The 16,122-nt window shown below is 27.9% G+C and carries 5 protein-coding genes, 2 tRNA genes, 1 other RNA gene, 3 pseudogenes and 1 riboswitch; all 11 genes and pseudogenes read right to left on the reverse strand.

Annotation, left to right across the window (positions count from 1 at the left end; all coding sequences use genetic code 11):
• Positions 1 to 84, reverse strand: a pseudogene (locus Q0H31_RS13240) (peptidase S51); the annotation flags it as partial.
• A gap of 86 nt (positions 85 to 170) precedes the next feature.
• Positions 171 to 826, reverse strand: a pseudogene (locus Q0H31_RS10790) (IS1595 family transposase).
• Between the two features lie 46 nt (positions 827 to 872).
• Positions 873 to 2,798, reverse strand: a pseudogene (locus Q0H31_RS10795) (ankyrin repeat domain-containing protein); the annotation flags it as partial.
• Positions 2,799 to 2,986: 188 nt separating this feature from the next.
• A complete protein-coding gene (locus Q0H31_RS10800) occupies positions 2,987 to 6,664 on the reverse strand; it encodes an AAA family ATPase (protein ID WP_295298084.1) in 3,678 nt (1,225 codons plus the stop codon).
• 128 nt (positions 6,665 to 6,792) lie between these two features.
• Complete coding sequence (locus Q0H31_RS10805) at positions 6,793 to 8,148, reverse strand: ankyrin repeat domain-containing protein (RefSeq protein ID WP_295298085.1); 1,356 nt, start codon at positions 8,146 to 8,148, stop codon at positions 6,793 to 6,795.
• Between the two features lie 15 nt (positions 8,149 to 8,163).
• Positions 8,164 to 11,079: an LPS-assembly protein LptD gene (locus Q0H31_RS10810; RefSeq protein ID WP_295298087.1), complete on the reverse strand. Its 2,916-nt coding sequence runs from the start codon at positions 11,077 to 11,079 to the stop codon at positions 8,164 to 8,166.
• 31 nt (positions 11,080 to 11,110) lie between these two features.
• Positions 11,111 to 12,307: a tyrosine--tRNA ligase gene (gene tyrS / locus Q0H31_RS10815; protein ID WP_295298089.1), complete on the reverse strand. Its 1,197-nt coding sequence runs from the start codon at positions 12,305 to 12,307 to the stop codon at positions 11,111 to 11,113.
• Between the two features lie 538 nt (positions 12,308 to 12,845).
• Positions 12,846 to 14,489: a peptide ABC transporter substrate-binding protein gene (locus Q0H31_RS10820; protein ID WP_295298091.1), complete on the reverse strand. Its 1,644-nt coding sequence runs from the start codon at positions 14,487 to 14,489 to the stop codon at positions 12,846 to 12,848.
• Between the two features lie 148 nt (positions 14,490 to 14,637).
• A riboswitch (TPP riboswitch) is annotated at positions 14,638 to 14,750 on the reverse strand.
• A gap of 814 nt (positions 14,751 to 15,564) precedes the next feature.
• An RNA gene (gene ffs, locus Q0H31_RS10825) (signal recognition particle sRNA small type) lies at positions 15,565 to 15,659 on the reverse strand.
• Between the two features lie 24 nt (positions 15,660 to 15,683).
• Positions 15,684 to 15,768: transfer RNA gene (locus Q0H31_RS10830), tRNA-Ser, on the reverse strand.
• A gap of 16 nt (positions 15,769 to 15,784) precedes the next feature.
• Positions 15,785 to 15,858: transfer RNA gene (locus tag Q0H31_RS10835), tRNA-Arg, on the reverse strand.
• Positions 15,859 to 16,122 lie beyond the last annotated feature (264 nt).

Genomic DNA, 16,122 nt, shown 5'->3' on the forward strand with positions numbered 1-16,122 from the left:
AATAAATGCGACTTTCTTATTTTCAATTTCTTCCTTTATCAGACTTCCTACACTTGAAAAGTGCGAACATAAAAATAGTTTCATCAATATTCTCCTTTTATAAATTGCGATTTGTTGCTCAATTTCGTATTCAAATTATAACATAAAACTTGTGGGGCTGTCCTAGATAACTAAAAAAGCTCCTTTCTTGCTAAATTATATATAATTTCCAACTGTTTTTCAACTTTTGGATTATTAAATCTAAATTGACACTCTTTAATAAATAAGTGAAAATGTTCTTTTGGTATTCCATTAAATTTACGAAGATGTCTCTTTGCTTGATTCCAAAAGTTCTCTATACCATTAATATGGTTCTTTTCTTCAGCAAACTTTTCACTATGATTAATTCTAAAGTGTTTAAATTCAGAGACATCTAATACATCATAACTATGATAATAATCTGAATAAACTATACTATCTGGCTGTACTTTTTGCCTAATAATAGGCATTAAAGTGCTTATTTTAGTATTATTTATCATTTTTACATATACTTTTCCTCCTCTTTTTAATAAACCAAACACTGGTATTTTATCTTTAGCTCCTCTCCCTCTTTTTCCTTTTCTTTTGCCTCCAAAATAACTCTCATCAACTTCTATTTCTCCATTAAAAACTTCTTCTTCTTTTTCTTTCTCATATTCAAATATTAATTCTCGTAAATGATATAATATAATATTGCTGTTTTACGATTAATTCCAATAAGAGCAGAGGCAGTCCTTGCTGTAGTTCCTGCTGCAAAATGCTCTATTAATTTTAATTGTTTTTCTTCACTTAATTTACTACGTTTCATACTTAAATTTTAACAAATTTAAGTTATCTGGGTCAGCCCCTTTATTTATATCTATTTTATCAGTATAGCTTAAAAGTGTATTAATGGCGTTAGTTTTATCATAATGAATAGCATAAAGAAGCGGAGTAAATCCTTCAGAGTTTCTTACATTAATATCAATAGTGTTAGAGATGGCATTATGTATTAAAGCGGCGTCATCTTTATAAATAGCGTCAAAAAGAATCTTGCTTTCTAATTGACTTGAATATTCACTCTTTTCTTCTTCTTTTTTATAGTAGGAAGCATCATCATCCGGCATATTATCATATAAAAAGTCTTCTACAATGTTATTAACATTATTTGCTTGAATGGAATTTATATTGTTATTATATGAATTGGTACTATAAATATTAGTATTTCCAAAATTGCCCATTATATTTTCTATACTATCACCATACAATAAATCTGAAGCAGTTTTGCCGTCATAATTTCTTATAGTATAATCAGCTCCCTTTAATAATAAAAATCTATAAGTATTGCTGTTGTTATTTTTTACAGCCAAATGCAAAGGGGTGTCTCCGTTAATATTTTGTATATTTATACTAATAGGAGTTCTATTCATGAGAGCAATTAAAGTATTAGTGTTTCCGAGTGATGAAGCATTATGCAAAGGAGTGTTGCCGTATATATCTACAACTCTATAGGAATTGCTGCTGTAATTTAAAATTGTATCAATAACTTCGGTACTTGAAAATCTTGCAGCATACATTAAAGCATTATCTCCTAAACTGTCTTTTCTATTTATATCTGCTCCATGTTTTAATAGAGTGTTTATTATATTAGTGTTATTTTTAAATATAGCATACTGCAAAGGGCTAACATCACCCAAATATACATTGCCTGTAAACTCTGCTATACTTTCATCAAAATAAACTTCATCAGCCGGTATATATGAAGTTTCTATATTTATAATATTAGTATTATTCATTTTATATTTAAAAAGTTCATTAACCATATCATCTTTATCAAGATGTATAGCATAAGTGAGGGGAGTGTCATAAGCCATAATGATAGAGTTCATATTAAAATTAGAATACATCATTATATCTCTTAATGCATTGGTATCTGATGTTTGAATAACTCTTGCTATAAACATGTTTTCGTAGTAAGTGTTTGTATTATTATTTTCTTTGTTATTATCATCTAAATCAAAAGCAGAACTTCCGCCTGATAATATATATTCTGGGGTTACTCCATAATTATCACCTATATCTTTATTAGCACCAAGTTTAATAAGAAGATTATAGGCATCCTTTTTTGCATAGTAAGCGGCATAATATAAAGCAGTGCATCCATTTGAATCTCTGTCATTAATATTCATATCAACATTTTTAACTAAGAAATTAATAGTATTTAAATTATTAAAAGCAGCAGCATAATGAAGCCCATTAAGATTGCCGTTAGGGGTTTTATCATTAACTAAACTGCTGTCTTTTTGAAGAAGCATTCTTATAATATTACCTTCCCCAAAACCGCATGCATATAAAAATACAGAGTTCCCCTCATTGTCTTTAGCTCTAACATTAGCCCCCTTGTCTATAAGCTCTTTAACTGCTTTTGAATTATTTTTAAATATAGCAAACATTAAAGGAGTAGCTCCTCCAATATTAACGCTATCTCCTTCATATTTATTTACAAACGGATAAGCTGCAAAATTATTAGGAAGTCTGTATTCAATATTAACATCGCTATACTCAAGCAGCACTCTCAAAGCCCTTTCATTGTTACATTCAATAGTATATAAAAGCGGAGTTAATCCCATTTCATTTGTAGCAGAAAAGTCCACTCTGTATTTTAAAATCTCTCTTAAATCTCTTTCATTTTTCTTTTCTTTTATAGCCCAAAATAATTCACTTTCTTTTTGATTTATAGCATATATATTAAAATTAGCAGAAAAAAGTAATATAATTAATAAAAATACATTTCTAATCATAGCATCAATTTCCTAGTAAACATAATATAAAAAATTATATAATAATAATAAATTAATAACAACATTATAAAGAAAAAATATAATATTACTATAACATTTATAAAATAAAAAAATAAAACCTTATAATGAAATATTTGTATATTTATCATAAGGTTTAATAATTAAAAAAAATAAATATTTTTAATTATTTAAAAATACTTTTTTATCATATCATTTATAGCTTTACTATTAATTCCACTTGTGCTACTTTCCTCTGTAGTTATAAGATAATATTTAGCATCTTCTAAACTATCAGCATCTTTTATACCATTTGAATAATATACTGATTTTTTATCTTCCCATTTATCTTTATATTTTTTATTGTCCATCATACCTAAATGCTCCCATATATAAACTTTACCATCTTTTTCTATTGTAAAATCTGGTATAAATCTTCTATCACCTAATTTCAATTCTTTTTCATATTCATAAGATATACCATTTTTAGATAAACTATCAGCTATGATAACTTCAGATTTTGATCTTACAAACTCTCCATTACTTGTTATATGTATTTTATTCTTATCAAAATAGCTATTATATTTCTCATAATATTCAAATAAAGGATTATCTGTAAATAAATTATTCATCCTTCTAATAATCATAGAATATCTGTCTTCCTGATATTTATTTAATTCAGATTTTAAATTTTGATGTAATACATACACTTTATCTTTATGTCTTGTTAAAGCCGTATATATCATTTCTCTGCTTACAAGATTAGAAGATATATTAGGTATTATCACTATAGTAGTACCAAATCCGCTTCCCTGAGATTTATGAACTGTAAGAGCATAGGCTAATTCAACAATAGAATTTTCATCTTTAGGAAAATCATGCTCATATAATTTTTTAATTTTACTTTCATCTTTGCTAGTTGATCCAAATCTAAAATATCCATTCGCCGATTCAAAATTAATAATAAAATAATCATTTTCTATTAATTTATTCTTATCTATTCTTCCTGTAATTATACCTATATCTCCATTCGCCAAATATTCATCGCCTTTCTTATTTATACAATATCTTTTATGGTTCTTTAAATTTATAACTTTATCACCATATGATATTTGTTCTTCACCTCTGGGAGTAGGTAAAAGCTGCAATCTTCTTCCATAATTATCTTTGTACTTTTTCTTTAATTCATCAACAAAAAACTTATTATGTATTACGCTATTAATAGGCTTACATCCTACATAATTCCTTTCTCTAAATGGAGTTAATATTTGCCATGAATTATGTGTTATTTTAGCATTTTGAAAAGTTACATAATTGCCATTTTCTAAAGCACCAAATGATCTTAACAAAGTATTATAATCATTGATGTATATTTTATCATCATTATTAATGGATATTTTACCTAAAACTTCTAATATTTTTTTCTCTAACTCTTCTTCATCATTCCATTCTATAAATTCTATATCATTTTCTTTGTTTGGATTATCTATAATTTCTTCTTCATTTTCTTCATCTTCTTCTCTGAATTTTAAAGCATATTCAATAGATTCGCTTCCTTTTTTCTGTCTATAATTTTCTTTTAATATTAGTAAATTATTATTTAATTTATTTTCTTCTAAATATTTTATTATATCATAAAAAGGTTTCCCTTCTTCTATAGGAGGAAGCTGACAATGATCCCCTACTAATATAATTCTCTCAGCATTACTTCCAACAACTTCAAATATTGCCGCAAGCATAGTTTCAGACACCATAGAAGTTTCATCTATAATTACAGTTTTGTACGATGTTTTTGATTCATATTTTTCTTTTATACTAAAATACGCATTATCAAAATCATATCTTTCGTATTTACTTAAGAAACCAGCAATTGTCTTAGTTTGTGCATTATCTACATTTTGAAGAAGTGTTCTTGCTTTTCCTGTAGGAGTCAATATCATTATTGATTCTTTATTTATTTCAGATAATGAACATAAAGCTTTTATTACATGGGTCTTTCCTGTACCCGCAGAACCAGTTAATGCAGAAAATTTATTTAAAGCCAAATGTTTGATAGATTTTTTTTGATTGTCTGATAATTTATTATTATCAATTGTATAATCATCTAACTCAGAAATTATAGATTGTTCATCTAGTTTGTTTTTTTCATTAATTCTATTATTTACAGTTTCTTCTATAATATTTTTTATAATATTATAATATTTTAACTGAAGGGATATTTTTTTCTTACCATTATCATCTATACTTTCTATAATCAAAATATTTTCTTTAAAATAATCCTCATCTTTTATAACATTAATATCATCCGTATCTATATTTATTTTATTTTCCATACTAATATTATTAACTTCTTTTAATACCATTTCTAATGGAAGTACAGTATGACCAGAATTATATAACTGTTCATACATTATATATACTATAAATGCTGTTACTCTCATATAATTATTTTTATCATCATAATCTTCAAATACTATACCATAATTTTTATCTATATTTTTTAAATTATCATCTATAAATATAGCTTTATCTATTGTAAAAATATTAATACCATAATTAGTGTATAAAATATAAGGATTATTTATAATATATTTTTTTTCATCATCAGATATATTCTTTAAGCTATTAATGCATTCTTCGCTTAAACTCATTCTGCTAATTAAATAATAAAAATTCTTATTATCTTCAGGCATCTTCTCTATTTTTTTTATTCTGCTTTTTTCAATGCTGAAATCATGAATATGCTCTTCAAAATAATCCCAATAATCCATGGTTTCTTCTTTTTTAGATTCATCATAAATTTTTCTCTCTATTTCATAAGCATTTTCTATATCTAAACTTTTAAGAACTTCACCAAATGAAGGATATAGCCCCCTAATTTTCCATACATTATCTATTTGTTTTTCTATCCATTCTTTTTGTTTGGAATAATCTTTATTTAAAACTTTTTCTATCTCATCTAATACATTTATTGCTTTATATAGCAAATCAAGAACCTGATCATTATATACATGTTCGCTTACATAAGAAAAATTTTCAAACATTTCTGCATCGCTGAATAAAGTGCATTTCTCAAAATCTATATTTTCGTCTTTATTTTTATTAGAATAATCAAGCAGTTCATGATAAGGAAATATAAATCCTTCATTGTTATCTTCTCTTATTGAATGATAAACAGTCCTATTCCATATCAATGCTCTATTCAATCCATTAGAATCTATATCATTATCTGATAGCTCATAATAATATTCTATTATATCTCCCAAACCAGTAATTTTACCTATACCAATTATTATCCTTCTTCCCTTTGTATCTTCTATAAACGGAGCATTTTTAGAATAAAAAAAGCATAAAGAAGATTCTGCAGCTATATAATTATAAAATGTATCCATCAATATTTTTTGATTATCTTTACATTGCCACCAAGAAGTATTTAAATAGCCTGCTTTTTTTTCTAACTTATCCTCTTTATTATGATCTAAACCTTTAATATCATTAAAATTATACTGACCTGTTTTATTTCTCATCATCCATCTAAATGGTATAACAGATGCACTGTATTTTTCAAAATCAATTTTTGTTTTTTTAAAATGATTTCCTATATTATCATTAGAACTATATTGATATTTCATAGTAATAGGTATATCTTTAGATTTTAAAATAGAAACGTTTTCTTTAATACAAGGCGGATATGTAGATTCATCATTAATATCCAACTCTTTACATTCTAAGCAGTTTCTTCTTTTTTCGCCTATATTTTTTAATATATTACAATATATGTTTTTTTCAGGATTTTTGCATGTTTTTCCATTCCATGCAGTGTCATGCCAAGGTACTCTTATTGATAAATGTCTTATAAAATTACTCATATATATACTCCAATATTTGATAACTTTATATAGTATAGTAAAATTATAATAGTATATCAATATTTTATATAAAATTTTATAATTATAAACTATAAGAGAGTAGTTATTATAATAACATATTATGATAACTAATCATTAAAGAATATATCATCAGGCTTTAAACCTTCATTATTAGCAATCTCTCTGTCAGCACCAAGCTCTATAAGCAAATTATAAGCTTCTGCCTTTCTATTAGCAGCAGCATAATAAAGAGCAGTCCAGCCGTCATTATCCTTCGCATTAATATCAACATGAAGCCTATTAACCAAATAACTAATTACTTTAATGTTATCATATACAACAGCCATTTGTAAAGCAGTTACATTTTTTTTAGTTTTGCTATTAACTAAATTTTTATTTTTGCTTACTAAACTGCTCATTATACGAACATTTCCAAAAGCAGCTGCATATAAAAAACTATTCCAGCCCTCTTCATCAGAAGTATTGATATTGGCATTTTTTTTAATAAGCCTGCTTACTATTCTGCTGTCTCCATTGCTTTTAAATATAGCATAAAGTAAAGGTGTAGCCCCGCCTATATAAACAGCCTCTCTGCTGAAATTATCTAATGCTGTATAATATCCGTTTGGAAGAGTAGCCTCCAAATTAATATTCTCACAGTCAAGCAAAATATCAACAGCTTTTATGTTTCTATTTCTTATAGCAAAATGCAAAGCACTAAGCCCATAACCATCTTCTGCATTAACATTAGCACCATTTTCTATGCTTTTTCTTAATTTTTTTATATCATTGTCTCTTATAGCTTCAAATAATTCCCTATCAATGTCATTTAGTTTATTATACTTCATCATCACAAGCTCTCTAAGTCTTGTTGAAGGATACATACCATTATTGTCTGTAATCTGAGTATTAGCTCCCAATTTTATAAGAAGTCTGTATGATTCAATGCTTTGAGAATTAGCCGCATGATAAAGAGCAGTCCAGCCGTCAATATCACGCGAATTAATGTCAATATTAAAATTAGTGCATATATATTCTATAACTTCATAATTATTATGGCTGCTTGCTATATGAAGTATATTAACTTTAAACTCTGTTTCGCTATTAATTAAACTTGGAGATTTTTCTGCTATCAATTTTAAAGTATCTATATCAGAAAAAGCAGCAGCATACATAATGCTATTATAATTTTTATCATCTCTATCTTTCAAATATGAATCATCTATATTATCTATAAAAAATTTAATAATATCTTTTTTGTCATTATAAATGGCATAAAGTAAAGGAGTAGCCCCTTCCAAATTGTTTTCATAATCTTTAGGAAGCCTATATTTTAAGCTTTGTGTATCATTTTCTACTATATATTTTATATAATTAATATCATTATCTTCTATAGCAGTGAAAATTTTATTTATATAATTGTAATCAGCATGCAAATTATAAAATACTATAATAATAAATAAGATAAATATTTTTTTTATCATTTTTGTACCCATAAATTAAAAAATGCTACTAGTAGTTTGATTGTCTCTCAAATCTGTAATAGTAGAATTGAGGTCATATTCTCTTCTAGGAAGTCCTGCATTAGGGAAATCAGTAAGAGTAAATTCAATCCAAAATTCTTTATTCCAATAAGAACCCTTAACCGAACCGCTTGCAATATCCGAAGGAAGAGAAGAAGGCGATATAGAAAAAGTAGCCCTTAATTGCCAGCCGTCTAATTCATGCCATATACTAGTATTTATAGAACTTAGTTTAAATAAGCTGTTTATTCTTTTTTGAGAATCTCTAAAATTAAAAGAATCAACAATATCCCAGAAAGGATTGACCCAAGTTTCATTTTCTTTTTCAGCATAAGACTTTATGTATCTATAAGCTCTGTCGTTTCTGCTTGTTGTAGAAAAACTAAAAGTAAATTGTTCTAATATTTTTAATTCAAAACCAAGTGAAAAAGCTGCAGAATTATATTTATAGTTAATAAAGTCATGTCTATATGTTATATCAAAGAAGAATCTGAAATCATTTTTATAGCCGTCAAAGAATTTCTTTTTATTATTTCTTACCAATATCCAATCGGTGAGATTATCTATAGGAATAGGGACATGAATAAGAGTATTAATAGCGTTTTGTGTAAAATTTGTACCGAGTAGGTTTTTAGATAAATCATAAGAAATATAGGAAGAGTCATAATATAATCTTGTAGAGCCTCCTACTTCTGTTGTTAAAAATCTATTGGTATTATGTATAAGTTCATAATTTTTAGTTTGAGCATTATATGTTGGTATAAGGTCATAACCCGTTCTAATAGTACCTCTAATATCCCAATTTAAATTAGGTATAAAAAATATGCTGTATCCAGTACCGCCTGCGTTTAGACTTGTATTAATGCTATGACTGCTGAAATCTCCGCTTTGATTTTCATTAGTATATGCAGCATCTTTTTGCTTAAATCTATAGCCAATGCTATATGATGTATCCCAAGTCACAGATGGGGAGAAATAGTTATCAAATTTGTAAGGCAATATGGAGTTAGGTAAAAATACAGAAAGGTTCATACTGCTCGCTAAACCTAAATATGTATTGTCTCTGTCATAAATTAAATCCTCTGACTTAGGATTGACACTTTTTTGATAAGCATAGTCTATATTAAAATTAGGAGTAAATCGCATAAATAAATTAGTAAAACTTCTTGATAATCCGCCGTTTAATTGCAAGTTATTTCTTTCAGCTAATTTTTCGTTTAGCTGCTCATTGAGATTAGGATTATTATAAAATGCTATACCTTCGGAGGTCTTATAATCTATTGTGTGAGAATAATTCATACTGATATTATAATTAATATTAACATCAGGGAAATAATAAGAAGTCTCATCTCCAAAAACAGAACTATAGCTTGCCGATAATGAAGGCAGAACTAATCTGCTTGGTTTAGGCATATAATAATCAAAATTTGTGTTATAGTTTACAGATAAATTTCTTACAGCTGTGAGATTCCATTCAGCCCCAGCTCTTAAACTAACACCATATATAGTGCTATTAACATATATGGAGTTTTGTATGTAACTTTCTGGATATGAATCTCCTATATCACTTAAATCACCAGTAATGGCAGTGAATAATGATAATATATCTAAAGCTCCTCTTTGATTATAAAAATCAGATTTAAAATATAAATCACTATTTAAATTTAATTTACCAGTAAGATAAGCATTAATATTTTCTCCGCTATATAATTGTATAGTATGGTCATATTGAAACTTATACCTAGGCACAAATTTACCTACTTGTCCGCCAGTAAAATAGTTAACGTATCTTGTACCAAAACCAATACTAGAAGATATATAAGAATCAAGTAAATAATATTGTCTTCCTAAGGCAAACATAGCATCTAAAGATAAATTATGATATTGGCTAGTGTATCTGATTTCATCTCCAATAAGAAAACCTAACTTTTGATATGCATCAAACCTTATTCTGTGATCAACTCCATATAAATTAAAAGTTTTACTGTTTTGCATATAAACGCCTTCTCTTAAACTTTGCCCGAAAGTGCTTATAATACCAGTACCAACATTATTTTGAATAAATAGAGGAAAGTAAAATACCGGCTGCCTTCCAACCCTATATATACTGTTAAATATTAATACCTTTTGTGTATCCCATAAATAAACTCTTGAAGCTAAAAAGTCATGTGCTACAGGAGTAAGTCTTGAAAAACTTACACTACTATCATTAGCAAAAAAATCAGGGTCATTAAATTTTATTATGTTACCTTGAACTGTAAAACTTTGAAATTTTGTGTTTCCGTTATATAAGATACCTTTCTTATCATCTTTATTAAGCATGAACCATTCGCCATTTAAAACGCTGCTTCCAGATTCTACTTTTAAATTACCAGAAGCAAATACTTCTCCGGTTTTCATGCTATAAACAACTCTGTCAGCACTCATAACATTATTGTACATTTTCAGCTGTACATTTCCATATAATGCTATTAATTCTTCATCTGCCTCATCTATCTTATACCTTTCAACATAATCTGCACTTTTAAACTCTATTTGCCCACCGCCTGCATTAATACTACTTCTTGCAACATTTCTTATATTATTCTCACCCGTAATTTTTACAACATCTACATTAACTTGCCTTTTTATAATCCTCGCTCTCAAAGTAGATTCGTCATCATAAGGATAAATTTCTATACCGTAATTTCTTGCATATTCTGTTAATACATAATATGGAGTAAAATTAACTATATTAATAAAAGAAACGGGATTTCTTTTAGCATCGAATTGATTTATTTGCATTAATGCATTTTCATTTGTTCTAATATTATTATTATCTTGATTATTATCTTGTGCATATAAGTATGCATTAAATATTATTAAAGATAATAGTAATATCAAGACTCGCATTATTGCCTCTTAAAAATCACATTTATCTTTTTTAAGAAAATTTTATTTTAAAGAAGTTACGTTTTCCTATTTTTAATATTCCCTCTTTATTTATATTAGAGTTTATATCCGTAATCTTTTCATTATCTAAAGTAACACTTCCCTGAGAAATTAATCTTTTTAAATTGGATTTACTTTCATTTTTCATGCACACAGATAAAATATTTAAAATATTATCATCTTTACCAACAACAATTTCTTCTATTTCATCAGGCACACCCTTAGAGCTAAATATTCTCTTAAACTCCTCTTCAGCATTATTAGCATCATCTTCTGTATGATACAATTTTACAATCTCTTTGGCAAGTATAGATTTAATATTTCTTGGATTCTCTCCTTCTTCCATAGCCTTTTTATAGTTTCTTATATCGTTCATAGGTATATCTGTAACTAATTCCATATATTTGAGAATTAAGTTGTCAGGTATACTCATAGCCTTGCCATACATATCTTTAGGGCTGTCATAAACACCTATATAGTTGCCTAAAGATTTACTCATCTTCTCAACACCATCTAAACCTTCAAGCAAAGGCACAGTTAAAACTGCCTGAGGAGATAGACCATATTCTTTCATTAGGGTTCTTCCAACAAGTAAGTTAAACTTTTGGTCATTACCTCCAAGCTCAACATCGCATTCTAAAGAAACAGAATCATAACCCTGAGCTAATGGATATAAAAACTCCATTATGCTTATAGGCTGACCATTTTTATATCTCTTAGAAAAATCATCTCTCTCTATCATTTGTGCTACTGTATATCTTGAAGTAAGTCCAAGTACATCTGCAAAACTCATCTTGCCAAGCCATTTAGAGTTAAACTCAACTATAGTTTTTTCAGGGTCTAAGATTTTAAAAACTTGCTGTTTATAAGTTTCTGCATTTCTTAAAACATCTTCTTCACTTAATCTTGGGCGAGTTTTTGTCTTACCAGATGGGTCTCCTATTCTACCTGTAAAATCTCCTATAAGAAATATAACTTTATGTCCAAGTAGCTGAAAATGTCTCATCTTTCTTAAAAGTACAGTATGTCCTAAGTGTATATCCGGAGCTGTTGGGTCAAATCCTGCTTTTACTGTTAATTTTTTTCCGCTTTTTAGCTTTTCTTTTATCTCTTCTAAGCCTATTATTTCGCTTGCTCCTCTTGAAATTAATTCTATAGATTCTTCTAAACTGTATTGTTTCTCTTCCATACTTATATTAATCCTTATAAAATTTAAAATATATGAATCTATAATAATGTAAATTTTAATTAAAGTCAATTATTTAAAATATTCTCTTTTATTAGTTATATATATTTTTTGCTCTAAGTTTTTTAATTTATTCTAATATCCCGCCCTATTAGGTTTTGTGTTTATATAAAAAATATTGTTTTAATATTCTTTATTGTCTAATTAAAAAAAGCACACCCGCCCAAGATTTAATTAAGCTAATAATCTACTTTCCCGCACGGTAAATGTATTTATAAAAATAATAAAAGTTGTATTTATAATTAATTTACATATTTTGTTTTGCTTAACGTGCGGTGATGGAGTTTTTAAATTAAAAAAAACACTTGGGTGGGGAGCTAAAAATTCTCGTTGAGCAATAAAGATGGTGGAAGCTTAAATTTTAAATTAGAACATCAAGAAAAAAGGGTGGGGTGTGTAAATAAAATTTTTTAAGAAATAAAATACTATTTAAAAATAGCACTTTATTTCTTAAATTTATTAAAATTACAATTTATTAAAACTATTCTTCAATATAGGCATAATTAAATCTATATCTTCCCAATGGGTCATCAATATAATTTTTTAATTTTGGATTTACAACCAAAAAATCTGTTCTATATATAAAAGGTATTATAGGCATATCTTCAAATAGAATAGCCTCTGCTTCTTTTAATGCTTCCATTCTCTCTTTTTCATTTGTAGAAGCAGTGGCAAAGTTTATTAAATAGTCATATCTTTCATTTGAAAAACCGCCGTAATTTATATCGCTATCGCTTGTCATAATTTGAAGCATTGTGAGAGGGTCATTATAATCACCTGTCCAGCTTGTTCTAGCCATTTGGTATTTGCCTGATTGTCTGAAAGGAAGTGTGATTTTTGACTCTTCTGTTCTCACTGCCACATCAATGTTTAAATTATTTTTCCACATCTGCTGAATTGCTTCTAATACTGTTGTATAGAAACCAGATGAAACTTTTACTTCTAATATTGGAAAATTTTCTCCGTTTGGATAGCCTGCTTCTGCTAATAATTTTTTTGCTTCTATTATATTGTTGCTGTAATTGTTCGCTATTATGAAATTGCTGCTCTCTTCTCTAAAAGATTTTTCAAGCCCTTTTACTACAGGAGGAACAAAGCTTTCTGCTGCTATTAGTTTGCCGTAGCCAATATTACTTACAATGTAATTTCTGTCTATTGCTAATGATAATGCTTTTCTCACTCTTTTATCTGACAAGGTTTTATCTTTATTATTTAAATCTAAATAATAAACTCCTATAATGTCACTTACAGCCATAAGGTTTTCTTTTATTAAACTTTCTATCTCGCCAATAGGAGGGGCATTAATAGAAAAGTCAACATCTCCTGTTCTAACGGCATTAAGAGATATGTATTCATCAGCTATCAAAACAAAATTAATTTTCTTAGCAATCTGATTTTTATAATCCCAATAATTAGTATTAAGCTCAAATGCTATTAACTCATCGGGCTTTCTCTCTGTCATCTTGTAAGCACCATTTCCAATATATGCCTCAGGCTTCCAAGTCCAATCATCACCGTATTTATTTATAATGTCCTCTCTCACAGGCACATAACAACCACCAGAAGCTAAAATATCTTCAAAGTATAATGTAGGGTTTTCAAGCTCTATTGTAAGAGTGTTTTCATCTACTGCAGTAACTCCCAAACTCTCAATAGGCTTTTTGCCTGTGTTTATGTCTTTTGCATTTTTTATATAATACATTAAATATGCTATAGGAGATGCTGTTTTAGGGTTAACGATTCTTCTATATGAATATACAAAATCATCAGCTGTGAGTTTTTTGCCGTCGCTCCATTTTGCATCTTCTCTTATGTGAAATGTATATTTTAATTTATCTTCGCTTATCTCCCATATGTCTGAAGATCCTCCCACTATTTTATTGTTTAAGTCTTTTGTTAATAGCCCTTCAAATGCATGATTAATATAAATAAAACCATAAGTTTCATCGTTTATTGCGGGGTCAATAGACTCAAGTTCATAGCCTAAGTTTACTGTAAGTTCATCTTTAATGTTTTTTGTTTCTTTACTACCGCAAGATATGATTAGTAAAAAAATTAGAAAAGTAAAAAATGTTTGAAATAATGTTTTGATAAAAAAGTTCTTTTGTTTAAAATTACAAGTCATAAAAAACTCCTTAAAAATATTAAATAGAGATTTTTATAACGCCGTTTGTCTTGCTTTATTGAATTTTGTTTTTTAGTCTTGTTTGATTATGCAATTTAATAAAACAAGACCAACATTAGAAAAGGTATCATTTTATTAATATTAAAGAAAAAATAAAAGATATAATTCCCTACGCTGGCATTACCCAAACAGGTTATAAGGGTCGAAGCCTAATTATGTAAACTTCCTCTCAGCCTTTTACAAGCTCCCCATGTTGATAATATTATATAGTATTTTGATTTTTAATCAAGAGAGCAGAGTATAAATTTTTAAGTTTGTCAATTTAGATTTTTTGAATTTTATTGTTTGTTATTGCTTTACTGCTATGAGTGTTTTGCTAAAGTTTTTGTTTTGAGAAAGATAGAATTATTATTTTTTGTATATATTACTAGTGTGTAGAATATTTGCACTTTTCGCGAAGCGTACTCGTAGGTTAAAACTTTTTGCTGCGGTAAAAGTTGAATAAAACAAAAATTTATATGACAAAATATCGTTGTTTAACTATGTATTTAAGTTTGTTAAAAATTATTTATTTAAATTAAGATATTTGCAGGCTTTGCCCCCCTGCGAAGCGTGCCCGTAGGGTAGCACACCAGTTCTTTTGCCGATAGGCACCTACTCGGTATTGGTATAAAAGAAGCCTATATCCTTCGGATACGCTTTGCGAAGAACTGCATTTTATGAAGTATAGCTTTTATATACAGACATAAATATAAACATTATTTTAGTTTTATATATTACAAAAATATAAAGCTTAAACATTTGCACTTTTTACTTCTTTTGAGGAAGTCCTTCAGGGCGACCAAAGGGAGTACCTTTAGGTGCGTAGCTGCGGGAAAAAGAACAACAAAAAATTATAAAAAATAATTATTTCAATATATACTAAAAATTTTTAGCTTTTTTCATTTTTATTATTTGCAGGGCTTTACCCTTATCGAAGTAGACAGCATGTAAGGCTAGAAAAGTTGAATAAAAAAGTTATATAGAAAAAGATGTTTATTTATATTAAAAGATTGATGTGAATAAAAAAGGCCCCTTATAACAGGAGGACTAGCACCCAGTTGGGTTGACTTACCGTTGCTTCCTTCCGAACCTGGCGGATTCATCATCAACTGCCGTAGAACCCCGTTATAAGAGATGTAGGAAACTAAACTACGGAGAGAGTGGGATTCGAACCCACGGTACTTTTACATACACACGACTTCCAATCGTGCTCCTTCAACCGCTCGGACATCTCTCCATATATTTAATTTAAACGTGCCTGAGAAGATTTGAACTTCCAACCTTCAGAACCGCAATCTGATGCTCTATCCAATTGAGCTACAGGCACATAGGTTTTATAGTCTGAAAATTATAACATAAAAATATTTTTTTGCAAATATTTATTTGTATTTGTTTAGGAGTAATATATTTTTTAATAAGTTTTATGCAGTGCTGTTAATAAATATATTGTGTTTATAATGTTTTTTATATATTTCATTAAAAAATCTAAAAAACTAATATTCATAACATATTTATAAATGCACAGGAGCCAGACATATTGCAGTTAGGAATTCCTTAATTTCTTAAAGTATAGCATAGGTGTATCATAATT

The organism is uncultured Brachyspira sp. (genome assembly GCF_934747485.1).
In the GTDB taxonomy this organism is placed as follows: Bacteria; Spirochaetota; Brachyspiria; order Brachyspirales; family Brachyspiraceae; genus Brachyspira.

What these genes read in the sequence shown, in the direction of transcription:
- tyrS (WP_295298089.1), bottom strand. Translation starts at nt 12,307, where the DNA reads ATGGAAGAGAAACAATACAGTTTAGAAGAATCTATAGAATTAATTTCA.
- Q0H31_RS10805 (WP_295298085.1), bottom strand. Translation starts at nt 8,148, where the DNA reads ATGATAAAAAAAATATTTATCTTATTTATTATTATAGTATTTTATAAT.
- Q0H31_RS10800 (WP_295298084.1), bottom strand. Translation starts at nt 6,664, where the DNA reads ATGAGTAATTTTATAAGACATTTATCAATAAGAGTACCTTGGCATGAC.
- Q0H31_RS10810 (WP_295298087.1), bottom strand. Translation starts at nt 11,079, where the DNA reads ATGCGAGTCTTGATATTACTATTATCTTTAATAATATTTAATGCATAC.
- Q0H31_RS10820 (WP_295298091.1), bottom strand. Translation starts at nt 14,489, where the DNA reads ATGACTTGTAATTTTAAACAAAAGAACTTTTTTATCAAAACATTATTT.